The sequence below is a fragment of the Kineosporia sp. R_H_3 genome (genome assembly GCF_002198675.1).
Taxonomy (GTDB): Bacteria; Actinomycetota; Actinomycetes; order Actinomycetales; family Kineosporiaceae; genus R-H-3.
Genome location: NZ_MWLL01000077.1, coordinates 1 through 21,912 on the forward strand (window position 1 = coordinate 1; position 21,912 = coordinate 21,912).

General features: G+C 73.4%; 23 protein-coding genes. 14 read left to right on the top strand and 9 right to left on the bottom strand.

Annotation, left to right across the window (positions count from 1 at the left end):
* On the bottom strand, positions 1-693 hold a 693-nt coding region (locus ECOMGDLI_RS04685; RefSeq protein ID WP_143447514.1), incomplete at its 3' end, for a hypothetical protein.
* 196 nt (positions 694-889) lie between these two features.
* Between ECOMGDLI_RS04685 and ECOMGDLI_RS04690 the strand changes: the two genes are divergently transcribed.
* The 8 genes from ECOMGDLI_RS04690 to ECOMGDLI_RS04725 all read left to right on the top strand — a co-directional run bounded on the left by ECOMGDLI_RS04690 (position 890) and on the right by ECOMGDLI_RS04725 (position 8,850).
* Positions 890-1,801, top strand: coding sequence for a catechol 2,3-dioxygenase (locus ECOMGDLI_RS04690; RefSeq protein WP_088314393.1), 912 nt, complete (start codon positions 890-892; stop codon positions 1,799-1,801).
* A gap of 9 nt (positions 1,802-1,810) precedes the next feature.
* Positions 1,811-2,728, top strand: a complete 918-nt coding sequence (locus ECOMGDLI_RS04695; protein ID WP_088314398.1) for a catechol 2,3-dioxygenase — start codon at positions 1,811-1,813, stop codon at positions 2,726-2,728.
* Positions 2,725-3,780 carry a histidine phosphatase family protein gene (locus ECOMGDLI_RS04700; RefSeq protein ID WP_088314404.1) on the top strand — a complete coding sequence of 352 codons (1,056 nt, stop codon included), beginning with the start codon at positions 2,725-2,727 and terminating at the stop codon, positions 3,778-3,780. The genes ECOMGDLI_RS04695 and ECOMGDLI_RS04700 overlap by 4 nt, the downstream gene beginning before the upstream one ends.
* Positions 3,777-4,583 carry an IclR family transcriptional regulator gene (locus tag ECOMGDLI_RS04705; protein WP_088314407.1) on the top strand — a complete coding sequence of 269 codons (807 nt, stop codon included), beginning with the start codon at positions 3,777-3,779 and terminating at the stop codon, positions 4,581-4,583. The genes ECOMGDLI_RS04700 and ECOMGDLI_RS04705 overlap by 4 nt, the downstream gene beginning before the upstream one ends.
* Positions 4,584-4,626: 43 nt before the next feature.
* Entirely contained in the window at positions 4,627-5,526 is a 900-nt protein-coding gene (locus ECOMGDLI_RS04710) for an acetaldehyde dehydrogenase (acetylating) (RefSeq protein ID WP_088314409.1), read from the top strand.
* Positions 5,523-6,608 (top strand): 4-hydroxy-2-oxovalerate aldolase, encoded by a 1,086-nt coding sequence (gene dmpG, locus ECOMGDLI_RS04715; protein ID WP_088314412.1) that lies wholly within the window; start codon positions 5,523-5,525, stop codon positions 6,606-6,608. The genes ECOMGDLI_RS04710 and dmpG overlap by 4 nt, the downstream gene beginning before the upstream one ends.
* A 17-nt stretch (positions 6,609-6,625) precedes the next feature.
* Positions 6,626-8,074 (top strand): aldehyde dehydrogenase, encoded by a 1,449-nt coding sequence (locus ECOMGDLI_RS04720; RefSeq protein ID WP_088314418.1) that lies wholly within the window; start codon positions 6,626-6,628, stop codon positions 8,072-8,074.
* Positions 8,075-8,148: 74 nt separating this feature from the next.
* Positions 8,149-8,850 carry a Clp protease N-terminal domain-containing protein gene (locus ECOMGDLI_RS04725; RefSeq protein ID WP_088314421.1) on the top strand — a complete coding sequence of 234 codons (702 nt, stop codon included), beginning with the start codon at positions 8,149-8,151 and terminating at the stop codon, positions 8,848-8,850.
* On the opposite strand, the gene ECOMGDLI_RS04730 is transcribed toward ECOMGDLI_RS04725, so the two are convergent.
* The 3 genes from ECOMGDLI_RS04730 to ECOMGDLI_RS04740 all read right to left on the bottom strand — a co-directional run bounded on the left by ECOMGDLI_RS04730 (position 8,837) and on the right by ECOMGDLI_RS04740 (position 10,692).
* A complete protein-coding gene (locus ECOMGDLI_RS04730; RefSeq protein WP_088314424.1) occupies positions 8,837-9,445 on the bottom strand; it encodes a class I SAM-dependent methyltransferase in 609 nt (202 codons plus the stop codon). The two genes, ECOMGDLI_RS04725 and ECOMGDLI_RS04730, sit on opposite strands and share 14 nt — an antisense overlap.
* A gap of 41 nt (positions 9,446-9,486) precedes the next feature.
* Entirely contained in the window at positions 9,487-9,954 is a 468-nt protein-coding gene (locus ECOMGDLI_RS04735) for a hypothetical protein (RefSeq protein ID WP_088314427.1), read from the bottom strand.
* A 63-nt stretch (positions 9,955-10,017) separates the two neighbouring features.
* The gene (locus tag ECOMGDLI_RS04740) at positions 10,018-10,692 is read right to left on the bottom strand and encodes a histidine phosphatase family protein (protein WP_088314431.1); all 675 of its coding nucleotides are present in this window, start codon (positions 10,690-10,692) and stop codon (positions 10,018-10,020) included.
* A gap of 118 nt (positions 10,693-10,810) precedes the next feature.
* On the opposite strand from ECOMGDLI_RS04740, the gene ECOMGDLI_RS04745 reads away from it, so the two are divergent.
* The 4 genes from ECOMGDLI_RS04745 (at position 10,811) to ECOMGDLI_RS36410 (ending at position 14,320) form a co-directional block, all read left to right on the top strand.
* Complete coding sequence (locus ECOMGDLI_RS04745) at positions 10,811-11,008, top strand: hypothetical protein (RefSeq protein ID WP_088289221.1); 198 nt, start codon at positions 10,811-10,813, stop codon at positions 11,006-11,008.
* Between the two features lie 124 nt (positions 11,009-11,132).
* Positions 11,133-11,720, top strand: a complete 588-nt coding sequence (locus ECOMGDLI_RS04750) for a SigE family RNA polymerase sigma factor (RefSeq protein ID WP_198954551.1) — start codon at positions 11,133-11,135, stop codon at positions 11,718-11,720.
* Complete coding sequence (locus ECOMGDLI_RS04755) at positions 11,717-12,763, top strand: glycoside hydrolase family 16 protein (protein WP_143447515.1); 1,047 nt, start codon at positions 11,717-11,719, stop codon at positions 12,761-12,763. Before ECOMGDLI_RS04750 ends, ECOMGDLI_RS04755 begins: the two co-directional genes overlap by 4 nt.
* Positions 12,764-12,868: 105 nt before the next feature.
* Complete coding sequence (locus ECOMGDLI_RS36410; RefSeq protein ID WP_158220900.1) at positions 12,869-14,320, top strand: ricin-type beta-trefoil lectin domain protein; 1,452 nt, start codon at positions 12,869-12,871, stop codon at positions 14,318-14,320.
* A 42-nt stretch (positions 14,321-14,362) separates the two neighbouring features.
* Here ECOMGDLI_RS36410 and ECOMGDLI_RS04765 read toward each other — a convergent pair whose 3' ends face one another.
* Entirely contained in the window at positions 14,363-15,181 is an 819-nt protein-coding gene (locus tag ECOMGDLI_RS04765; protein ID WP_088314440.1) for a 2-keto-4-pentenoate hydratase, read from the bottom strand.
* A gap of 108 nt (positions 15,182-15,289) precedes the next feature.
* Here ECOMGDLI_RS04765 and ECOMGDLI_RS04770 point away from each other — a divergent pair, with 108 nt between their 5' ends.
* Positions 15,290-16,219 (top strand): hypothetical protein, encoded by a 930-nt coding sequence (locus ECOMGDLI_RS04770; RefSeq protein ID WP_088314443.1) that lies wholly within the window; start codon positions 15,290-15,292, stop codon positions 16,217-16,219.
* 30 nt (positions 16,220-16,249) lie between these two features.
* Here ECOMGDLI_RS04770 and ECOMGDLI_RS04775 read toward each other — a convergent pair whose 3' ends face one another.
* The 4 genes from ECOMGDLI_RS04775 to ECOMGDLI_RS04790 all read right to left on the bottom strand — a co-directional run bounded on the left by ECOMGDLI_RS04775 (position 16,250) and on the right by ECOMGDLI_RS04790 (position 20,916).
* Positions 16,250-16,540, bottom strand: coding sequence for a hypothetical protein (locus ECOMGDLI_RS04775; protein WP_198954552.1), 291 nt, complete (start codon positions 16,538-16,540; stop codon positions 16,250-16,252).
* Entirely contained in the window at positions 16,540-17,787 is a 1,248-nt protein-coding gene (locus tag ECOMGDLI_RS04780) for a Rieske 2Fe-2S domain-containing protein (RefSeq protein WP_088314446.1), read from the bottom strand. Before ECOMGDLI_RS04780 ends, ECOMGDLI_RS04775 begins: the two co-directional genes overlap by 1 nt.
* A gap of 79 nt (positions 17,788-17,866) precedes the next feature.
* Entirely contained in the window at positions 17,867-19,675 is a 1,809-nt protein-coding gene (locus tag ECOMGDLI_RS04785; protein WP_088314449.1) for a PEP-utilizing enzyme, read from the bottom strand.
* 95 nt (positions 19,676-19,770) lie between these two features.
* A complete protein-coding gene (locus ECOMGDLI_RS04790) occupies positions 19,771-20,916 on the bottom strand; it encodes a PEP/pyruvate-binding domain-containing protein (RefSeq protein ID WP_198954553.1) in 1,146 nt (381 codons plus the stop codon).
* 167 nt (positions 20,917-21,083) lie between these two features.
* On the opposite strand from ECOMGDLI_RS04790, the gene ECOMGDLI_RS04795 reads away from it, so the two are divergent.
* Positions 21,084-21,896, top strand: coding sequence for an IclR family transcriptional regulator (locus tag ECOMGDLI_RS04795; protein WP_198954554.1), 813 nt, complete (start codon positions 21,084-21,086; stop codon positions 21,894-21,896).
* The last annotated feature ends 16 nt before the right edge of the window (positions 21,897-21,912 follow it).

The following is a 21,912-nucleotide window of genomic DNA, read 5'->3' on the forward strand; positions in this document are numbered from 1 at the left end:
GTCCGGGGCGGGTGGGGACCACTGGGTGCGGCCGCCGAAGTGGCCGAGGAGAGCCTTGCGGAGGGCGTCGGGGTCCGGGGCCGGGGCGTCCGCGAGGGCGACGACCTCGGCGGCGTGCGGGGCGATCGCCTTCGCGAGCAGCGCCTGGGCCCGCGGCAGGCCGGCGTTCGCGGCGCCCGCCAGCTCGTCGACGAGGGCCTCCCGGCCGCGGGCGCGGGAGCGGATCGTCTCGAAGTCGCGCGCGGCCGAGGAGTGCCCGTTCGCCAGACCGGTCCCGACGTGCCCCGCCTGGTGCGCTGACAGGCCCGCCCCGACGGTGGCGACCACGTGGTAGACGACGGTCGTCACCCCGAGGGCGTGCTTGACCTCGTCGAAGGCCGGCCCTTCGGACTCGTCGAGGAGGGCGAGGGACGGTGTGACGACGGAGTCGAAGAAGCGCAGCTCCCAGGCGAGCCCCTGGTACGCGGCCTCGATGCTCACCTCCTGGCCCTGGAGCGGGCCGAGCGACTCCCGGGTCGCGAGCAGGTGCAGGTTGCGGGCCGCGACGGCCGCGACGGTGAGCCGGCCGCCGTCCAGCATGGGCATCCGGCCGCGGACGGCGGGCGGGAAGGTCAGCGCCTGGTCCACGTAGGAGCGGTGGATCTCCTGGACGTAGCCCGCGACGGCCCGCCGCATGTCCTCGGGTCCGGCCATGACCCCTCCCGTCCTGCCGCACCGCGCCGTCGCGGTGCCCGCCCGCCGCACGCTACCCCGCGCCGCGCGACCACGGGGCCTGTTGTTCTTCTATGTGGAACGGCGGTCCTTCCCACGGAACGCCGGCGCGACCTACCGTCGGCAGCGAGCGACCGACGCACGTCCACCCGGTCGCCCGCGACGAGGAGGTCATCCCGTGGGAGTCCTACGCCTGGCACACGTCGACGTCCGGACCCCGGACCTCGAGCTCTCGACCGCGTACTACACGCAGGTCCTGGGCCTGCAGCTCGCCGGCCGGGACGAGGACTCGGTCTACCTCAAGGGCTGGGACGAGGAGGACCACCACTCGCTGCGGCTGCGCTACGACAACCGGATCGGGATGGACCTGTTCTCGTTCCGGGTCGAGCGAGAGGACGACCTCCACGACCTCGAGAAGCGGCTGGAGAAGGCCGGCTGCCACGTGCAGCGCCTGTCCAAGGGCGACTACCTGGGCCAGGGCGAGTCGATCCGGTTCGAGGTGCCGTCCGGCCAGACGATGGAGCTCGTCTGGGACCTGGAGAAGACCGGCAACATCCTCGGCAAGCTCAACCCGTCACCGGTGCCGCCGCCGGACCTCGCCGGGATCGCCCCGCCCCGGATGGACCACCTCCTCATCAACGCCGAGGAGGTCGGCGAGGCCTACCGCTTCTTCAAGGAGGTCCTCGGCTTCCGGATGACCGAGCAGGTGCTCGACGCCAACGGCCACCAGCTCGGGGTGTGGATGGAGCGGTCGCACTCCCCGCACGACGTCGCGATCGTCAACGGCCCCAACGGCGCGCTGCACCACTTCGCGTTCTGGCTCGACGACTGGGACCACGTCCGCAAGGCGGCCGACATCCTCGCCTACAACGGCGTCCAGATCGACCAGGGCCCGACCCGGCACGGCGTCACCCGCGGCAACACCATCTACTTCTTCGACCCGCTGGGGATCCGCAACGAGGTCTTCACCGGCGGCTACAGCCCCGACCCCGACTTCCCGGCCATCACGTGGTCCGAGGAGCAGTTCGGCCGCGGCCTCTTCTACTACGAGAACGTCGTCTCCCAGCGCTTCCTGCGCTTCCACACCTGAGGAGTGCCCGTGTCCGATCGCATCCTTCGCCTGCAGCACGTGCAGATCCGGGTCCCGGACCTCGAGCTCTGCACGGCCTACTACACCGAGGTCGTCGGTCTCGTGGAGACCGCGCACGACGAGGGCCGGGTCTTCCTCAAGTGCTGGGACGAGCACGAGCACCACTCCGTCGTGCTGCGCCAGGCACCGACGTACGGGCTGGACCACATGTCGTTCAAGGTCGCCGAGCTCGACGACCTCGACTACTACACGCAGCGGGTCGAGGGCGCCGGCATCGCCGTCAAGCGCTACGCCCGCGGCGAGCTCGGCCCGGGCTGGGGCGACGCGATCCGGTTCGAGGCGCCGTCCGGCCACACGGTCGAGCTCGTCTTCGGCATGGAGAAGGTCGGCAACATGCTGCCGCTGTTCAACCCGCCGCCCCGGCCGGGCAACCTCGTCGGCATCGCGCCGCCGCGGCTGGACCACATCTTCATCATGGCCGAGGACGTCGACGCGGCCACCGCGTTCTTCCGCGACGTGCTGGAGTTCCGGCTCACCGAGCAGATCCTCGCCAACGACGGCCACCAGATCGCGACCTGGCTCGAGCGCTCGCACACCCCGCACGACCTCGCGATCGTCACCGGCCCGAACGGCGCGCTGCACCACTTCGCGTTCTGGCTCGACGACTGGAACGCCGTTCGGGAGGCCGCGGACGCGTTGGCGTACAACGGCGTGACGATCGACGTCGCCCCGACGCGGCACGGCGTGACGCGCGGCTACACCGTCTACTTCTTCGACCCGGTGGGCAACCGCAACGAGCTCTTCACCGGCGGCTACTGGGTCGACCCCGACTTCGAGCCGATCACCTGGACCGAGGAGGAGATGGGCCGGGCGATGTTCTACTACGCCCGCGAGGTCAACGAGCGCTTCTTCACGGTGCACTCGTGACGGCCACCGACGAGGGGAATGCGACGTTCCGGCGGACGGACCGCACCGACGCCCCTCTCTACCTGTCGAAGTACACCGCCCGCACCCATCGCGCGAACCCCGGCCGGCCGGACGCCGACCCGTCCCAGGACGAGTCGACCCCGCTCTACCTGCGCCGCTTCCGCGAGCGCCAGGACGGCTCCGGCCCGGCCCGGCCCGCGCTCCTCGAGGTCGACGGCGAGCGGTTCGCCCAGCAGTACGCCGAGGCGACCCGCAGCCACGAGATCATCCCGGAGCCGGCGCAGCGCGAGACGGACGACTACGTCGCCGAGATCCGGATCATCCGGCACGGCATCACGCAGGGGTACTCCACCGACGCCGGCCTCACGCCGATGGGCGGCTGGCAGGCCCACCAGCGCGGCCACGCGCTGTCGAAGACCCTGCGCGCCTGGCCGAAGATGCGGATCATCTGCGCCGACACGAACCGGGCTCGGCAGACCGCCGAGCAGATCCACCGCGGGCTGCTCGACGGCCTCGACCAGTTCGGCCGCGACGCCCAGATCGAGGGCCCCACGGCGATCCCGGAGCTGCGCAACTTCCAGGTGTGGACGCCCGACGGCCCCCGCGACATCACCGCGGCGTTCCGGCAGTACCAGGCGCTCATGGAGAAGCTCGAGCGGATGGCCGTCGGCGACCGCCCCCGCTGGCTTGTCGAGATCGACCGGTTCTACCGCACCCAGCTCGGCGGCCAGGACCCGATCCAGACCTGGCTGACGATCCCGCTCATGTACTTCGAGTCCCCGCAGGCCTGCGTCCGCCGGTTCTGGAAGGGCTTCCTGCGGATCATGGAGGAGTCGCCGGGGTCCCGGATCATCGCGGCCACCCACTCCGGGCCGATCCGCGCCTTCGCGACGTGGGCGCACGGGTACGACCCGGGCGAGCCGCACAACGTCGAGGAGGTCATCGTCCGGATCCGCAAGGGCGGGAAGACCGCTCTCGTCGGCTACCGGAACCGGGTCACCGAGGTGAACATCCCGGACCCGGACGACATGCCGGTCTGGGACGGGGCATGACCGTCACCGAGCTCGCGCCGCACCAGCCGCACGCGGAGGGCGAGCTCCGCTCGGTGTCGATCGCGGTCGCCGTCCTCGACTGCTTCGCGGACGCCGTCGAGCTCGGCCCGACCCAGGTCGGCCGCCGGATGGGGATCGCCAAGAGCACCGCGAGCCGGATGCTCAGCGCGCTCGCCGTCGGCGGCATGCTCGAACGCACACCGGCCGGGCGGTACCGGCTGTCGATGCGGCTGTTCCACTACGGGCAGCTCGCCGTCGACCGGCTGCCCCTGCGCAGCGTCGCGCGCCCGGTGCTGCTCGACCTCCACGAGTCGCTGCGCGAGGTGGTCCAGCTCGGCATCCCGGTCGGCGGGCACGTGCTCTACGTCGACCGGGTCGGCGGCGGCGCCTCGACCGCGCGGCTGTCGGGCGAGGTCATGCGCCGGGTGCCCGGCTACTCCTCGAGCGCCGGCCGGGTGATGGCCGCGTTCGACCCCTCGATCGCGCGGGCGACCGCGGGTGTCGAACGGCGCAAGCACACCCCGTTCACGGTCACGGACGGCGCCCGGCTCGGCCAGGTGCTCCGGCAGGGCCGGCAGGTCGGCTGGGTCGCCAGCCGCGAGGAGTACGAGCTCGGGTACTCCTCGATCGCCGCCCCGGTGCTCGTCGGCGTCCCCGGTGCCCCGCCGCGGGTCGTCGGGGCGATCTCGGTCGTCGGCCCGAGCGTGCAGGTCGTCGGCCAGCGCCGCGAGTTCGTCGCGGCGAGCGTGTGCCGGGCCGCGCGCCGTGTCGGCACCGCGCTCACCGGTCTCATGGAGGACTGACCGTGCCCACGAAGGCAGTGCCCACCACAGCAGGAGGACCGCGTTGACCAAGGCTCTCGCCGCGATCGTCGGCCCCGGCAACATCGGGACCGACCTGCTCGCGAAGCTGCGCCGCAGCGACGACATCGAGGTCGGCTACGTCGTCGGCATCATGGAGTCCGAAGGGCTCGAGCGGGCCCGGGCGCTCGGCGTCGAGGCGTCGGCCGGCGGGGTGGACTGGCTGCTGGACCGGCCGGTGCTGCCGTCGATCGTCTTCGACGCGACGTCCGCGAAGGCGCATCGCGCCGCCGCGCCCCGGTTCGCCGAGGCGGGCATCGTCGCGATCGACCTCACCCCGGCGGCGGTCGGTCCGCTCGTCTCGCCGCCGGTGAACTTCCGCGACCACGTCGCGGCGCCGAACATCAACATGATCAGCTGCGGCGCGCAGGCGACGGTGCCGATCGTGCACGCGGTGAGCAGCGTCGTCCGGGTCGACTACGCCGAGATCGTCGCCTCGGTGGCGTCGAAGTCGGCCGGCCCCGGCACCCGCGCGAACATCGACGAGTTCACCCACACGACGAGCCGCGCCGTCCGCGAGCTCGGCGGGGCGACCCGGGGCAAGGCGATCATCGTCCTCAACCCCGTCGAGCCACCGATGATCATGCGGGACACCGTGTTCTGCTCGATCCCGGCCGACGCCGACCGCGACGCGGTCACCGCCTCGATCGAGCGCCGCGTCGCCGAGGTGCAGGAGTACGTGCCGGGCTACACGCTGCGCAACGCACCGCAGTACGACGAGCCGCGCGAGCAATGGGGCGGCAACGGCCGGGTCGCGGTGTTCCTCGAGGTGCGTGGCGCCGGCGACTACCTGCCGGAGTACGCCGGCAACCTCGACATCATGACGGCGGCCGCCGCTCGCGTCGGCGAGCTCGTGGCCCGCGAGAAGGCGAGCGTGACCGCTTGAGCAGCAACGGTTCCCAGCCGGACGGCGGCACCGCCACGACGGGCGGCACGCAGCGGCCGGTCCGGATCACCGACACGACCCTGCGCGACGGCAGCCACGCGATGTCGCACCAGTTCACCGAGGCCCAGGTCCGGGCCACGGTGCACGCGCTCGACGGCGCCGGCGTCGAGGTCATCGAGGTGACCCACGGCGACGGTCTCGGCGGCTCCTCGTTCAACTACGGCTTCAGCCACACGAACGAGATCGACCTCATCCGGGCGGCCGTCGAGGAGGCCGCCCAGGCGACGATCGCCGTCCTGCTCGTCCCCGGCATCGGCACGATGGACGACCTGCGGCAGGCCCGCTCCGTCGGCGCCGGCATCGCCCGCGTCGCGACGCACTGCACCGAGGCCGACGTCTCGGTGCAGCACTTCGGCCTCGCCAAGTCGCTCGGCATGGAGACCGTCGGGTTCCTCATGATGAGCCACCGCACCGACCCCGCGAACCTCGCCCGGCAGGCCCGGATCATGGCGGACGCCGGGGCGGACTGCGTGTACGTCGTCGACTCCGCGGGCGCGCTCGTCCTCGGCGACGCCCAGGAGCGGGTCAAGGCGGTCTTCGACGAGATCGGCCACCAGGCGCAGGTCGGCTTCCACGGCCACCAGAACCTCTCCCTCGGCGTCGCCAACTCGGTGCTCGCGTTCCAGACCGGTGCCCGGCAGATCGACGGCTCGCTCTGCGCCCTCGGCGCGGGCGCCGGCAACTCGCCGACCGAGGTGCTCGCCGCGACGTTCGACCACCTCGGCGTCACGACCGGGGTCGACGTCGGCGGGGTCCTCGACGCCGCCGAGGAGGTCGTGCGGCCGTACCTGCCGCGCTGGCCGAAGGCCGACCGGACGGCGATCGTCCAGGGCTGGGCCGGCGTCTACTCCTCGTTCCTCCTGCACGCCGAGCACGCCGCCGAGCGCTACCACGTGCCCGCGCACGAGATCCTCCAGCGCGCGGGCGAGGCCGGGTACGTCGGCGGCCAGGAGGACATGCTCATCGACATCGCGCTCCAGCTCGCCCAGGAGCGCGACCTCGCCGCCACCGGCGCCCGCTGAGCGACAGGAAGGTCACCGTGGAGTACTTCGGTCACGTCATCGACGGCCAGGAGGTCGCGTCGGTCGACGGCGCGACGATGCCGTCCGTCGACCCGTACACCCGCGAGCCGTGGGCGACGGTCGCCCTCGGCGGGGCCGAGGACGCCGCCCGGGCGGTCGCGGCGGCCCGTGCGGCCTTCGACTCCGGCCCGTGGCCGCGGATGGGGTTCGAGAAGCGGCAGGCGATCCTGCACCGGCTCGCGGACCTCATGGAGGAGCACGCCGACGAGCTCGCCCTCGCCGACACCCACGACATGGGCAAGCCGATCACGCAGGCCCGGCACGACGTCGCGCGCAGCGTGTGGAACTTCCGGTTCTTCGCCGACCACGCGCGGATGACGTCGTCCGAGGCGTACCCGATGGACTCCGGGCACCACGCCTTCACCCAGTACGACCCGGCGGGCGTCGTCGTCGCGATCTCGCCGTGGAACTTCCCGCTCATGCTCAGCACGTGGAAGGTCGCCCCCGCGCTGGCCTGGGGCAACACGGTGGTCCTCAAGCCGGCCGAGGACACCCCGGTGTCCGTGACGATCCTGGCCAGGCTCGCGGTCGAGGCGGGCTTCCCGCCCGGGGTGCTCAACGTCGTCCACGGCTACGGCCCCGACTCGGTCGGCTCGGCACTGACGGCGAACCCGGACGTCGACCGCATCACCTTCACCGGCGAGTCCGGCACGGGCAAGATCATCGCCGCGGCGGCGTCCCGCAACCTCGTGCCGGTGAGCCTCGAGCTCGGCGGCAAGGGCGCGAACATCGTCTTCGACGACGCCGACCTGGACAACGCCGTCCACTGGGCGATCGAGTCGATCTTCCGCAACGCCGGGCAGGTCTGCCTGGCCGGCTCCCGTCTGTACCTCCAGCGCGGCATCCACGACGAGTTCATGGCCCGGTACACGGCCGCCGCCGAGGCGCTCGTCGTCGGCGACCCGAAGGACCCGGCCACGCAGTTCTCCGCCGCGCTGGCCAGCGAGGAGCACTTCCGCAAAGTGACCGCCTTCCTCGACGAGGCCTCCCTCGGCGGCGGCCGCGTCGTCACCGGCGGGCGGTTCACCGACGACCGCAGCGACGGCTGGGGCGTGCGTCCCACGATCGTCGCCGACGCCCCCGAGGACGCCCGGGTCGTCCGCGAGGAGATCTTCGGCCCCGTCGTCGTCGCCACCCCGTTCGACACCGAGGACGAGGTCGTCGCGCTGGCGAACGACACCCGCTACGGCCTGAACGCCATGGTGTTCACGGAGAACCTGTCCACGGCGCACCGGGTCTCGGGGCGGCTGAAGGCCGGCACGGTCTGGGTGAACTGCTTCTTCATCCGCGACCTGCGCGCGCCGTTCGGCGGCGTCGGCGACTCCGGCGTCGGCCGCGAGGGCGGCACCTTCAGCCGCGAGTTCTTCACCGAACCCAAGGCCGTCGTCATGCAGATCACCCGCTGACCCCGCACCACGCCAGGCCCACGGGTCGTCAACCATTGGTTGACGACTCGGCGACGTCAACCTAGGGTTGACGCGTGACGACCCCCAAGCCTGCGGCGAGCCCCGTGCGGCTCGACGAGCTGATCCAGACCATCAAGCAGGCTCACCCCGACCCTCTCGACCAGCTGAGCGACGCCGTGCTGACCGCCGACCACCTCGGCGACGTCGCGGACCACCTCATCGGGCACTTCGTGGACCAGGCACGCCGCAACGGCGCGTCCTGGACGGAGATCGGCCGCAGCATGGGTGTCACCAAGCAGGCGGCCCAGAAGCGGTTCGTCGCCAAGGCGGACGCGCCCGACCTCGACGCGAGCCAGGGGTTCAGCCGCTTCACGGAGCGGGCCAGGGCCGTCGTCGTCACGGCGCAGGAGGAGGCCCGCGGGCGCGGCCACGACCACATCACCGTCGGCCACCTGGTGCTCGGCCTCGTGGCGGACCCGACGTCGCTCGCAGCCCGGACGGTCGAGGGGCAGGGCGTGTCGCTCGACGCCGTCCGCCGGACCGCTGTCGCGACGCTCCCGGAGCCCGCCGGTTCGGTCCCGGCGCTCATCCCGTTCGACGCACAGACCAAGAAGGCCCTGGAGCTGACCTTCCGCGAGGCCCTGCGGTCGGACGCCACCCACGTCGGCACCGAGCACATCCTGCTCGCCCTGCTCGAGGTCGAGGACGGCACCGGCGTGCTCGCGGGTCTCCGGGTCGACAAGGCCGCCGCCGAGGCCGCGGTCAGGACAGGCTGAGGACGGCGAACCGCTCGTCACCGGTCTGACCGCCCCACAGCGCCGGGTCGTCGAGCGGCGTGACCGCCGCCTCGTCACGGTGCCGCAGCACGAGCGCCTCGACGTCCGACGCGTGCAGACCGGCACCGGTGTGCCAGAACCCTTCCACGAGAACGAGTCTGCCACCCGGCGCGAGCAGCCGGATCCAGCGGGTCAGGGCGGAGTCCGGGTCCGGCAGCGCCCAGAGCACGTGCCGGCAGAGGACGACGTCGTAGCCGCCTGTGGCGAGCAGCGGCGCCGCGGCGTCCCCGACCCGGAACGACGTGACCGCATCGACGCCGGCGTCCGCCGCCTTGCGGACCGCCGCCTCGACCATCCGCGGCGAGAGGTCGACACCGTCCACCCGGTGGCCCGCCTGCGCCAGGAGCACCGACAGCGTCCCGGTGCCGCAGCCGAGGTCGGCGACCCGGGCCGGAGCGGGCGGCAACAGGGTGCCGAGCAGCCCCGCCCACGCCGCCCGGGCGGCCGGGTCGCGCAGCCCGTGGTCGGGCTCGTCGTCGAAGGTGGCCGCCTCGGCGTCCCAGAGCCGCGCGACGTCGTCCGGTTCCGCAGTCATGCCGCCACCCTGTCGCACCGGACCGACACCGGCTCAGCGGGTCAGCCCCGTCCGAGGTCCGCGACGGCCCGGTCGAGCAGCTCGGCCCGGGTACCGTCGACCGTGACGTCCTGCTGGAACAACCGGTCGACGAGCTCCGGCGGGAAGAGCCGCCGGACGCCCACCGCGTAGGCGGCACCGTCCCCGGGCAGCTCGACCGTGCGCGCCGTCGTGTCGACCCGCACAGGGGCCGACACCCCGGTCACCGGTTCGACGACCCCGTCCCTGCGAACGAAGGTCACGCAGTCCGCCCAGACGTAGGCGTAGCGCCCGTCCGCCGACCCGCCGAGCACGTCCACCCCGCAGTAGACCGGCCCGCCAGTGGTGCCGAACAGGGCCGTGCGCGCCGCCGGGTCCGACTCGAGCAGGTCGCGGACGGCGTCCGCCGGCCACGGCGACGGCGGTACGCCCGGGGACGAGCAGGCCGCGAGCGCGAGCAGCACCGCGCCGATCCGTCTCTTCCCGGCCATGCCACCCTCCCGGTCTCTCCACCGCAGGACGCTCAGCGGCCGACCGACGTTGCCATCGGGGCGTCAGGGCCGGTCCACCACGACCCCGCTGCGCAGGTCGGGCGAGAGGTGCCCGAGGTCGTCGAAGCCGAGGAGGTTCGCGGGCACGTCGTCGCGCAGGTGCAGCACCGTCAGCGAGGCGTGCGACGGGTTGAGGCCCATCCAGCGCCAGCGCGGCGCGTCGAGCGCGTGCCGGACGAACCAGCCGACGACGAAGGCGTGCGTCACGAGCACGAGCCGTAGCGGTGCGCCCGGCGGCCGGTCGGCACCCGGCCGGTCGCCGAGCAGCAGCGACACCGTCCGCGCCGCGCCGCCCGCCGAGAACGCGGCCACGGCGGCGTCGAGGGCCACGCCGTCCGGGTCGACCTCGTCGCCGCCCGCGGCGGTCGCCGAGGCGACGAACCGGCGGTACGGCTCGGGCGCCTGCGTGACGTCCCGCGGCAGCGGCGTCCGGTCGTCGAGATGCGCCGTCTCCGCGACCGCGGTGCAGCCGGCCGCCGCGGCGACCCGCTCCGCCGTCTCCCGGGCGCGGACGAGCGGGCCGTGCAGGACGGCGTCCACGCGCCGGTCTCGCAGCCGCGCACCGAGCGCGTCGGCCTGCGCCCGGCCGCGGGCCGACAGCCCGGCCGACGGCTCCTCGGAGTCGCTCGCGTACCCCGGTTCGGCGTGCCGGACAACGTGGAGCAGCACCTCGGTCATCCCCCGACCCTGCCCTACCCGGCGGCCGACGTCGCGGGGTTTGGGCCCTCACGGCCGGGGCACGGTCACCGGGAAGGACGCCACGGACCGACTCCGCAGCACCAGGAAGGGACGCGACATGCAGATCCCTAAGGACCAGATCCTCAAGTACCTCGAGCAGCAGGGTCAGGGCAGCACGGCGAGCCGGGCGCAGAACGAGCTGCCCGACCAGGTCGACACCGAGCAGCACGGCGACCTGCTCGCCAACCTCGGCATCGACGTCGGCAGCATCATGAACGCCGGTGGCGGCGGCCTGCGCGGCAAGCTCGGGCTCTGACCCTACGCACCACCCGCGACGACGGGGGTCACCTCGCGGTGGCCCCCGTCGTCGCACGTCGGGCCGTCCCCGGCGGGCAGATGCAACCCTTTCCCGGTCCCACCCGCTCACAGTGGGACGGGAGGTGGTCCGTCTGGACAGCGACGTCGCCGAGGCGTTCGACGCCTACGTGCGCGCCCGCGGCCAGCGGCTGCTGCGGACGGCGTACCTGCTCACCGGCGGCGACCGGCTGCTCGCCGAGGACCTCGTCCAGAACGCGCTGGCGTCCGCCCTCGTCTCCTGGCGGCGCCTGCGGGACGTCACGGACATGGACGCCTACATGCACACCGCCCTGGTGCATGCGCGCAGCCGCTGGTGGAGCCGGCGCTGGCACGGCGAGGTGCCCTCGGACCGGGTGCCCGACACCGCGACGCCGAGCGAGACCGACCAGGTCGACGGCACCACCGACATCGTCGCCGCCCTGCGCGAGCTCCCGCCGCGGCAGCGTGCCGCCGTCGTCCTGCGGTATTTCGAGGACCTCACCGAGGTGCAGACGGCCGCCGTGCTCGGCTGCTCCGTCGGCACCGTGAAGAGCCAGACGGCCCGAGGGCTCGACAAGCTGCGCGTCGCGCTCGGGCCCGGCGCCGGCTCGGGCGGCCCGGGCGGCCCGGGCGGCGATCTTCCGGGGCAATGCCCGCCCGCACCCGCAGCGCCCTCGAGGAGGAGACCGTGACCCGACCCGACCAGGTCGAGCCCGCCGTCCGGAAAGCCCTCGAGGACGCTGTCGCCCACCTGCCCCCGGTGCCCGGCCTCGTCGAGGGGATGCACGTCCGCGCGGCGCGGATCCGACGCAGGCGGCGCACGGTGGGCGCGGCCGTGGCGGTCGCCGTGGTGGTCGGCGGCGTCGGCGGTCTGCTGCCGCGATGGGGCGGCACCGGCACGCCGCCGGACGTCCCACCGGCCGGGTCGTCGCAGTCGGCCGCTCCGGCACCGGCCACCCGGACCCCGGCGCAGGGCACCGGCGCCCCGGTCCCGTCCGGCCCGCCGACGTCCGGCCCGAGCACCCCGGGGACGCCGTCCGGTCGGTCCGAGGCACCGCTCCCCCGCCCCGCAGCGACCTCGTCGGGGACGTCGGCCGGCACCTGGTCCCGGCGCACCCCGGAGCTCGACGAGACGTTCGCCGCGGGGCCGCTCGACCGGCGCCGGTGGACGCCGTACGTCGGCTCCTCGGCCCCGGTCACCGACTGGATGCCGGACGCTGTGACGGTCTCCGCGGGCACGCTCCGGATCTCCGTCGAGCCGGTGCTGCCGCGGGTGCGTGCGGGCGGGGTCAAGGCGGTCGCGGAGCACCGGACCGGCCGCTGGGAGGTCCGCTGGCGGATGAGCGCGGGCGCCGGAGCGATCGCCCAGCTCGACCTGCTCGGAGACGGCCCGGACGGCGTGAGTCACGCCGCGACGCTCGACCCGAGCCGGCGCACGCTGACCGTGCAGGACCTCGTCCACGGCACCCAGACCCGGGTCAGCGTGGACGGCCGTGACTACCACAGCCTCGCCGTCGAGACCTCGCCCCGCGGCGTGCGCTGGCTGCTCGACGGCGTCGTCGTCGACGACCGGCCGGGCACCGCGCCGCGCAGGCCGCTGCGGCTGGCGCTGCAGGCGTTCGTCTCCGAGCCGGCGTGCGCGGCGCAGCCGCCCGCAGCGGGCTGCCCGGGCCCGTCGACGTCCGGTGCCGTCCTCGAGGTCGACCGCGTCCGCTTCTGGGAGTACCGGCCCTGACCCACCCGTGGCCCGCCCGGTGCAACCCTCCGCGGCCGCCACCCGCTCATGTCTGCCGAACGAGCGCGCGCCACGGGGGTGCGCGCCCGCATCAGGAGGCAACGCGTGACGACACGACGCACTCGAGGACGACGGCAGCGACGGACCGCAGCCCTCGTCACCACCCTGATCGCCACCGCGGGGACCGTCGTCGCGGTGACCTGGTCCGGCGCCGCCACGGCCGCCGGACCTGCAGCCGCTCTCTCGGAGGACTTCCACCCCGCGGGCATGGTGCTGAAGTTCGGTGACGAGTTCGACGGGACGACGCTCGACCGCGGCCGGTGGTGCACGCGCTACCAGTACGGCGGCGGTGTCGCGCTGCAGCCCGGGTACGCCGACGCCTCGTGCACCCCCGGCGGCTCCGGGACGCTCGACTTCCTCAACGACGAGCAGCAGCGCTACCGCGACGTGACCACCACCGGCGAGCCGCTGCACGTCGTCCGCGACGGGGTCCTCTCGCTGCGCGCGACCCGGACCGGCAAGGACTCGTACGCCGCGTACGAGGCGGCCATGCTGCGCAGCAAGACGGAGTTCGTCCCGGCGGCCGGCGAGCGGCTCTACCTCACCGCTCGCGTCCGCCTGCCCGACGTGCAGGGCACCTGGCCCGCGTTCTGGCTCGCGCCCGGCGTCCGCAACGGCACCGCGCAGTGGCCGCCGGAGATCGACATCCTCGAAGGTCCGCTCAACCGGGTCGAGGACCGCGACACGATGCTGCACCTCGCGGCGCACGGCAACGCCGGGGGTTCCACGACCTTCCGGGCCGCCTCCTACGACAGCAACGGGAACTACGTCGCGCCGTCGAGCCTGCGCGGGCGCTGGGTCGAGGTCGGGCTGGAGTGGACGGGGACCTCGGCCTGCTGGTTCGTCGACGGCACGAAGATCCTCTGCCGGGGGTCGTCCTGGACCGACGACGCCGGGAAGCCGGCGAACCCGTCCCCGATCCTGCTCAACCTCGCGGTCGGCGGCGGCTGGGCAGGGCGTCACGGGATCGAGAACAACCGCTTCCCGGCGTCCTTCGACCTCGACCACGTCCGGGTCTGGACCTCGGCCGTGGCCACCGCACCGGCGCCGACCGTGCCCCCGACGCAGCCTGCGCCGCCCGCACCGACGCCGTCCGCGCCTCCGCCGCTGCCTGCGCCCGCCACATCAGGGCCGCTGCGCAGCGTGGCCAGCGGCCGCTGCCTGACGGCGCACTCCGTGGGCCGGTCCGCGACGATCGAGGACTGCTCGGGATCCGGCCGGCAGTCGTGGACCCTCTCGGCCACGGGCGAGCTGCGGTCGGGCGACCGGTGCCTCGCCGCGTGGTCCGGAAGCACCCGCAACGGGACCCGGGTCGTCACCGTGCCGTGCACCGGGCGGCAGAGCCAGCGCTGGACGATGCGGCCCGACGGGACGATCAGGGGCGCGGCGTCGGGGCGGTGCCTCGACGTCAGCGGCGACGTGCGCACCGCCGGCACCCGGACGGTCCTCTGGGACTGCCACGGCGGCGCGAACCAGCGCTGGAAGGCTTCTGCCTGATCGTGTCCCGGGGGCCCTGAGGCCGGACGGACGACGTGGAGGTCACCCCGCGCGGGTGACCTCCACGCGCACGTCCGGGCCGCCGCCCGGCGCCGAGAACTCCGCGGCGACGACGGACCCGGCCGCGAGCACGTGCGCGGCCGTGAGACCCCCGGTGATGACGACATCCCCGGCGGCGAGCGCCAGTCCGGTCCGCGGGCCGACCTGCTCGGCGAGCCAGCCGACCCCGGCCGCCGGGTGGCCGCTCGCCGCGGCACCGGTCGACGTGGCGACCTCCTCGTCGTCGACGAGCAGCCGGACGCCGATCGCGGGCAGGTCGTCGAACGGCAGCGCCGGGCCGAGCACGACCCAGGCGGCCGAGGAGCCGTCCGCGGTGTTGTCCTCGATCCGGAACCGGTACCCGGCCCACACCGAGTCGACGACCTCGAGCGCCGCGAACGCGCCGTCGCACGCGGCGAGCACCTCGTCGACGCCGCTGCCGGCCGGCACCGGGCGCGCGAGCCGCAGGGCGATCTCGGGCTCGACCCGGGGTTGCAGGGCGGACGGCGGCACGACGCCGCGGCCGGCGGACCCCGGCTGCGTGAGGAGCATCGTGTCGGTGAGCGGGCCGAGGTTGGGCTGGTCGATCCCCATCTGGGCGCGCATGGCGAGCGAGGTGTAGCCGAGCTTCCAGCCGACGACGCGCTCGCCGCGGGCCAGCCGCAGCGCCGTCACCTCGCGCTGGACGGCGTAGGCGTCGTCGAGCGAGAGCGGACCGGCGTCGGTGAGCGGGACGTCGAGCACGGCGCCGCTCAGCCGGGCCGCGACGAGCTGCCGGGCGACGTCGCCCGGCACGAGGGGTTCGGGCCGCACGTCAGGCATACCGGTCATCATCCGGCTCCGGCGGCACGCGACAATGTTTGCGTCCCGCCCAGCGGCACACCGCTGGGACGGCCTGCCGCGCACCGCACCAGGGAGACCACGAGCACCATGACGGACGACGAGAACGGCCCGGACCGCTCGGCCCCGCCGGCGCCGCCGCAGACCTGGCCCGTGCAGCCGCCCGCGTGGGGCACCCCGCCGGCCTCCCCGGGGCCTGTGGCCGACCCGGCGCCGCCGGCCCAGCCGGCCCAGCCGGCCCCGCCGCCCGCTCCGGAGTGGGCGTACGCCGCACCCCCGTCGGCGTGGCAGTCCGCACCGCCGCCGGCTCCCCCGGGCCAGCTGCCGCCGTGGGGCGCACCGGTCGGCGCACCCCAGGGCCCCTCGACCGCGCGCACGGTCGGGATCATCCTCGGCGTCACCGCCGCGCTCGTCGTCGCCGTGGTCGCCGCCGCGCTCGTGCTGTGGCGCCCGTGGGACGGCGTCACGCCGGTCGCGGACCCCGGCCCGCGGCCGAGCATCACCGGCGAGGCGCCGACCCCGCTGCCGGATCCCGACGGCGGTGCCACCCCGGCACCGGTCCCGACCGAGCCCGCGCTGCCGCCGCAGGCGCTGGAGAGCGCGGCGGCCAAGGCCTACGTGAAGCGGGCCAACGCATACTGCCGCGCGACGACCGACCCCGCGCTGAAGAAGGCGTTCGCCTACGCGGACAGCGACCCGGAAAGGTTCCTCACCGAGGCCGCCCGGATCAACCGCGAGCTCGACACGTACCTGCGCAAGGACGTCCCCGACGAGATCTCCGACAACGTCGCCGGGATCACGAAGGACTGGGACACGTTCGCCGCGGAGTACGAGAAGGGTGCGAAGGCGTACGTCGCCGGCGACCTCGAGACGGCCGGGCAGCGGCTCGCGGCGGGCGAGGCGGCCAACCGGGACGGCAACGCGAAGGCGCGGCAGATCGGCCTGTCCGACTGCGCCGACGCGGGCGGTCTGGGCGGCGGCCCGGCCGGTGGCGGCGCCTCGCCGGGCGTCACCGCCTGACCGGACGCCGGCCCGGCGCGGCCCGACCGGTCAGTGCTCCGGTTCGTGCCCGATGACGCGGGCCGCGAGGACGACGTCCCCGGACCACCCGCACGCACCGCAGAAGCACACGAAGACCCGGTCGGCACCGGTCCAGTACTCGGTGACGATGCCGTGCCCGCCGTCGGCGATCGAGAGCGCCGCGGCGCACCCGGGGCAGAACCTCGGCGCGTCGCGGCGGTGCGCCGCGACGTCCTGGGGGTACCGGCCGCGGCCGGTGTCGCCGCCCACCCCGGGGCCCGGGGCGGACGACGGCACCGACCGGTCGGACAGAGCCGTCATCAGAACTGCTTCTCCGTGGACTCCCACGCCTCGATGTGCAGCTTCTTCAGGGCGTCCTTCTGCGGGCTGAACCGCATCGACGCCATCTCGATGAAGTCGAGCGCGAACGACGGGCCGGCGTGGAACTTGTTCTTCTCGCACGGCAGGTCGATGCGGTCGTGCTTCTCGCGGATGACACCGAGCGGGTCCTCGCCGCGGGCGACCTTGGCCATCTCGGACTTGTACATCTTGCGCAGCATGGAGACGCCGATGTCGGAGCGGCCGAGGTGCTCCTGCGTCCGGTCCGTCACCTTGCCCTGGGTCACCCAGGCCATGACGTCCTGGCCCTCGACGTAGTCGACGCGGTGCCGGCCGTTCTCGTCGAAGATCGGCACCTGGTAGTCGGGGATCTGCGGCTGGTCGGGGAAGGCGACGCCCTTCGGCGCGTGCGTCGTGTAGAGCATGAACCGCGTCGTGTACCGGTCGATCGGCACCCGGATCTGCATCTGCTCGATGTTCGCGCCGCCGACCCGCATGTTGTAGGGGAAGACGAGCGGGTGACCGACCTTCCAGTCGTCATCCTCCTCGGTCGCCCCGGCCAGCACCCGGCGCTTGATGATGCCCCACTCGAAGGCGTCGAACCCGACCTTCTGGTGCTCCTTCTGGAACGACGCCGGCGCCTCGAAACCCTGCGACCGCCCGATGAAGTCGAAGTACCGGCCGTGCAGCCACTCGACGTGGTGCGGGTCGACCGCGTTCTCCATGACCTGGATGAGGTTGCACGGCAGGTCCATCCAACCGATGTCGCGGACGCCGTCCATGACGAAGACGTCGAAGCGCGGCAGCTCGGGGGCGGGCAGCGGACCGATGTACGCCCACACGAGTCCGCCCATCTCCTGGACGACCCCGACCCGGGCCCGGACCCGGTCCTTGAAGTTCGTGTCCTCGCGCTCGGCCGGCATCTCGAGGCACTCGCCGTCGATGCCGAAGAGCCAGCCGTGGTACGGGCAGCGCAGGCCGTCCGGCTCGACCACGCCGTAGGACATCGACGCGCGGCGGTGCGGGCAGGCCTCCTGCATGATCCCGTAGCGGCCCGAGGCGGTCTTGTAGACGGCGAAGTCCTCGCCGAGCAGCCGCGTGTGCTTGACCGGGAACTCCTCGAGCTCACGGGTGAAGCAGACCGGGTACCAGTAGCGCCGCAGGAGCTCACCCATCGGGGTCCCGGGCTCGAAGTTCGTCAGCTCGTCGTTCTGCTCTGCGGTCAGCATGGTCGTCTCCCGTGGGGGCGTGAGGGCAGGGCTGCGCGTGCCGGCGGCCCGGGATCGCCGGGCCGCCGGTACGCAGGTATCAGTCGAGGATCGTGACCGTGCCGGCGTTGCCGTCGACGCGGAGCATCTGACCCGTCTTGATGTTCTTCGTGGCGAAGGCCGTGCCGGTGACGGCCGGCAGGCCGTACTCCCGGCAGACGATGGCGGCGTGGCTCATGATCCCGCCGACGTCGGTGACCGTCGCGGCGATCTTGCCGAAGACCGGTGCCCACGACGGTGCGGTCAGCGGCGCGACGAGGATCTCCCCCTCGAGGAGCTCGCTGATGCCGTCGGCGCTCGAGATGACCCGGGCCGGGCCCTCCGCGACGCCGGGGCTGGCCGCGAACCCCTTGAGGTCGCCGCCCTCGTCGGAGCCGCCGAGCCACTGCTTGACGCTGTCGGACGTGACGCCCCACAGCATGACCGTGAAGGGCTCGGTGATGACCTCCGGCGGGACGCCGAGCGCCGGCGGCGGGGACCACTGCCGCAGCGCGTTCATGATGCCCTTGCGGCGCTCGATCTCGGCCGGCCAGTAGGCGGCACCGCGGCTCGGGATGCCGACGGCCCACGCGTGGTAGGCGTCGAAGAGCGCCGTCGGGACCTCGTTGCGCTGCAGCAGGAAGATGTCGTCCGCCTGCGTGAAGAAGCCTTCCTTGACGAGCACCTCGCCGAGCTGGCGCATCTTGCGCCAGATGACCGAGTGGGCCCAGTGCTCGATGTAGAAGTTGTGGTTCTCCACGTAGGGGAAGACCACCCGGGCCAGGCCCAGCTTGCCGTCGAAGGTCGCGGCGTCCTCGTCGGAGTCGATGAGCTCGCGGTACTCCGCGACGATCCGGTCCCGCTCGGCGGCGACCGCCTCGGTCGGGCGGGCCAGCGACTCGCCACGGCGGACCTTGGCGACGTAGTTGCGGATGAAGCCGAGCGGGATGTCGAGGTTCTCCAGCCACACCCGGTCGGAGTGGTAGAAGCCGCTGCCCGCGGAGAAGTTGAACCACGGGTTCTTCGCCTCGTCGAAGGCGGCGAGCCACTGCCGGCCGGCCTCGTCGGACCCCAGCGCGGCGAACACCTCGGCGGCCGTGCCGTCGTCCAGGCGGGCGTCGACGCCGAGCTCGACGGCCAGCGTCGCGAGCTTCTTCAGCTCCTCGTCCGGCTGGAAGAGGTCGACGTGGACGCCGGCCACCATCTTCGCGATCGCCTGGTCGGGGATGCTCGGCCACAGGCCCTTGCAGAACCCGAAGAAGTCCAGGTAGGCCGCGTAGCCGAGGTTGAGGAACTCGAAGTGGTGGTTCCAGGTCTTCAGCGTGAGGTCGAGCAGACGGTTGTACGACTGCATGAGGTGCATGCCGGAGCCGGTACCGCGCCCCTCGGTGAGGACGGCCATCTCCTCGCGCTCGGGGAGCGGCTCGAAGGAGATGTCCTCGAGCTCGGCGATGACGGCCTTCACCTTGGGCAGCCAGGCGTCCTCGAGGGTCTTCCAGTTGCCGAAGTAGAAGCCGGCCCGCTCCATGAACTCCGGGATCCGGGACTCGATCTCGGCCGGGTCGAGGACCGGGACGGGCGCGAGGTACATGTACCCGTTGAGGATCCGGATGTCGACGCCGCGCGCCGGCGGGATGACGTAGTGCCGGGTGTTGTACTGCGAGAGCGCGATGAGCGCGTACTCGACGATCGTCGCGTCCCACGGCTCGATGACCTCGGGCGTGTGGACGCCGTCCATGAACCAGAACGCACCGTCCTCGTACGCCTGCCGCTCCTTGCTGAAGACGACCGAGTACGAGTAGAGGTCCTCCCACCCTTCGGCACCCACAGGTGGGGTCATCTCGAACGGGCTCGGGAAGCGGTCTGCCATGGTCGTCCTCCTCGACGCCTGACTGCTGCACGGCGGGCCGGGCGGCCGCCGGGTGGTACGGATCTGTTGCGGGGCAGGGCGTTCGTCCCCGTCGGTCAGCCGACCGACTGCGGGTGCTCGGTGTCGCGGGTCGTCTCGACCGAGTGCGGGTGGCCGTGGTGGGCGTCGACCCCCTGCGCGTGGTGGCCGTCGAGCAGCGTCGCGACGATGCTGCGGAACGTGTCCTTGGCGACGCCGTTGAGCGGCGACGTGCGCGGCTTGCGGCTCCAGACCGTCTCCGGCCGGGCCTGCAGGAGCAGGACGTTCTCGCCGTCGGGGAGCTGGGCGTCGAGCGCCCACTCGACGTCCTGCGGGCAGCCGTAGTGCTTCTCCGCGCGCCGGGCCAGCGCCGCGACGGCGCGGATCTCCTCGTCGCTGAGGCACGCGGCGTCCCGGCGCTCGGGCTCGACGTCGCACTCGACGACGCGGCCGTCGTCCCCGAGCCGGTGCTCGACGTGCTTCGGCGAGATGGTGCGGCTCGTGACCTGGCCCATGACCTTGTCGACGAGGAAGTTGTCCGGGGTGACCGAGCCGGAGACGACGGCCTCGCCGAGCCCCCAGCTCGCGTCGATCGCGACCTGGGACCGGTCACCGTTCGTCGGGTTGAGCGTGAACGCGACCCCCGCCGTCCGCGGCGTGACCATCTTCTGGATCCCGACGCTCATCGCCGCGGTGCCGTCCGCGTAGCCCATCTCGCGGCGGTAGGTGATGGCCCGGTCGGTGAACAGGCTCGCCCAGCAGCGCCGGACGTGGTCGATGACCGAGTCGTGGCCGCGGACCCACAGATAGGTGTCGTGCTCGCCGGCGAACGAGGCGTCGGGCTGGTCCTCGCTCGTCGCGCTGGAGCGGACGGCGACCCCGACGTGCGGGTCGGAGCACCGTGCGGCGAGCTCGTCGTAGGCCGCGACGATCTCGTCGGTGAGCCACTGCGGCAGCGGGACCGAGGTCACGGCGTCCCGGGCGGCGGCGCCGGCAACCTTGACGGCGGCCTGGTCGGTGACGTCGAGACCGTCGAGCAGGGCGGCCATGCGCTGCTCCAGACCGGACTCGGCGAAGACGCGGCGGTAGGCGTCGGCGGTCACCGCGAACCCGGGCGGGACGGGCATCCCGGCCGCGGTCATCGTCACGAGGCTCGCGTTCTTGCCCCCGAGGTGACGGACGTCGCCCGGGTAGGGGTCGGAGAACCACACGATGTAGGACACAGGCCCCTCCTTGGCATTCCGCGACGTTGCGTTGCCGAGCGCCGCCGGCGGCGCGAGGGGTGGTGGACCCCCCATGTGACTGCGGTAGGGCCCAGTGAAGGGGCCAAGGTCCCGATCGGCAATGACCTTGTCCCGCATAGCGGGACGGTAAGGCTAGGATCTGCTCAGTGGAGCCGACGGAGCACGCCACCGGGGAGGCGCCTGCGCGCGACCGGCTGCTCGGCTCGGTCCGCACGGCGGCGCGGGTGCTGCGCGCGTTCAGCGAGGCGGACACCGAGCTCGGGGTCACCGAGGTGGCCCGCCGGCTCGGCCTCAGCACGAGCACCGCGCACCGGGTGCTCGCGACGCTCGCGGCGGAGCGGCTCCTCGAGCAGGACCCGACGACCGGCCGGTACCGGCTGGGCCTGGCCCTCTACGAGCTGGGCAGCGCCGTCAGCGAGCACGTCGACCTGCACCAGGCCGCGCTGCCGGTGCTGACGACCCTGCGGCACCGCACCGGCGAGATGGTCCACGTGGCCGTCCTCGACGGGCTCGAGGTCGTCTACGTCGAGCGGCTGGAGAGCCATCACATGCTCCCGGTGTTCCGCCGCGTCGGGCACCGGCTCCCCGCGCACGTGACGAGCTCGGGCAAGGCGCTGCTCGCGGCGCTCCCCCGGGCGGACCTGCTCTCCCGGCTCGACGGCCGCACCCTCGTCGCCCGCACGCCGCGCACCATCACGAACCGGACGGCGCTGCTCGCCGAGCTCGACCGGACCGCCCGGCGCGGGTGGGCGAGCAACATCGAGGAGGGCCAGCTCGGCGTCTCGTCGGTCGGCGCCCCGATCCGCGGCGCGGACGGCGTCGTCATGGCCGCCGTCAGCGTCGTCGGGGACGCCGTCCGGTTGCGCGGCACCGGCCTGCAGAAGGCCGCGACCCTCGCCGTCGAGGCCGCCGCGGTGATCAGCGCCCGCCTCGGCCACCGCTCGCCGCGGCACACCTGACCCGTTCTCCGGCGGG

What these genes read in the sequence shown, in the direction of transcription:
- ECOMGDLI_RS04705 (WP_088314407.1), top strand. Translation starts at nt 3,777, where the DNA reads ATGACCGTCACCGAGCTCGCGCCGCACCAGCCGCACGCGGAGGGCGAG.
- ECOMGDLI_RS04730 (WP_088314424.1), bottom strand. Translation starts at nt 9,445, where the DNA reads ATGACTGCGGAACCGGACGACGTCGCGCGGCTCTGGGACGCCGAGGCG.
- ECOMGDLI_RS04735 (WP_088314427.1), bottom strand. Translation starts at nt 9,954, where the DNA reads ATGGCCGGGAAGAGACGGATCGGCGCGGTGCTGCTCGCGCTCGCGGCC.
- ECOMGDLI_RS04740 (WP_088314431.1), bottom strand. Translation starts at nt 10,692, where the DNA reads ATGACCGAGGTGCTGCTCCACGTTGTCCGGCACGCCGAACCGGGGTAC.
- ECOMGDLI_RS04745 (WP_088289221.1), top strand. Translation starts at nt 10,811, where the DNA reads ATGCAGATCCCTAAGGACCAGATCCTCAAGTACCTCGAGCAGCAGGGT.
- ECOMGDLI_RS04765 (WP_088314440.1), bottom strand. Translation starts at nt 15,181, where the DNA reads ATGCCTGACGTGCGGCCCGAACCCCTCGTGCCGGGCGACGTCGCCCGG.
- ECOMGDLI_RS04770 (WP_088314443.1), top strand. Translation starts at nt 15,290, where the DNA reads ATGACGGACGACGAGAACGGCCCGGACCGCTCGGCCCCGCCGGCGCCG.
- ECOMGDLI_RS04775 (WP_198954552.1), bottom strand. Translation starts at nt 16,540, where the DNA reads ATGACGGCTCTGTCCGACCGGTCGGTGCCGTCGTCCGCCCCGGGCCCC.
- ECOMGDLI_RS04780 (WP_088314446.1), bottom strand. Translation starts at nt 17,787, where the DNA reads ATGCTGACCGCAGAGCAGAACGACGAGCTGACGAACTTCGAGCCCGGG.
- ECOMGDLI_RS04785 (WP_088314449.1), bottom strand. Translation starts at nt 19,675, where the DNA reads ATGGCAGACCGCTTCCCGAGCCCGTTCGAGATGACCCCACCTGTGGGT.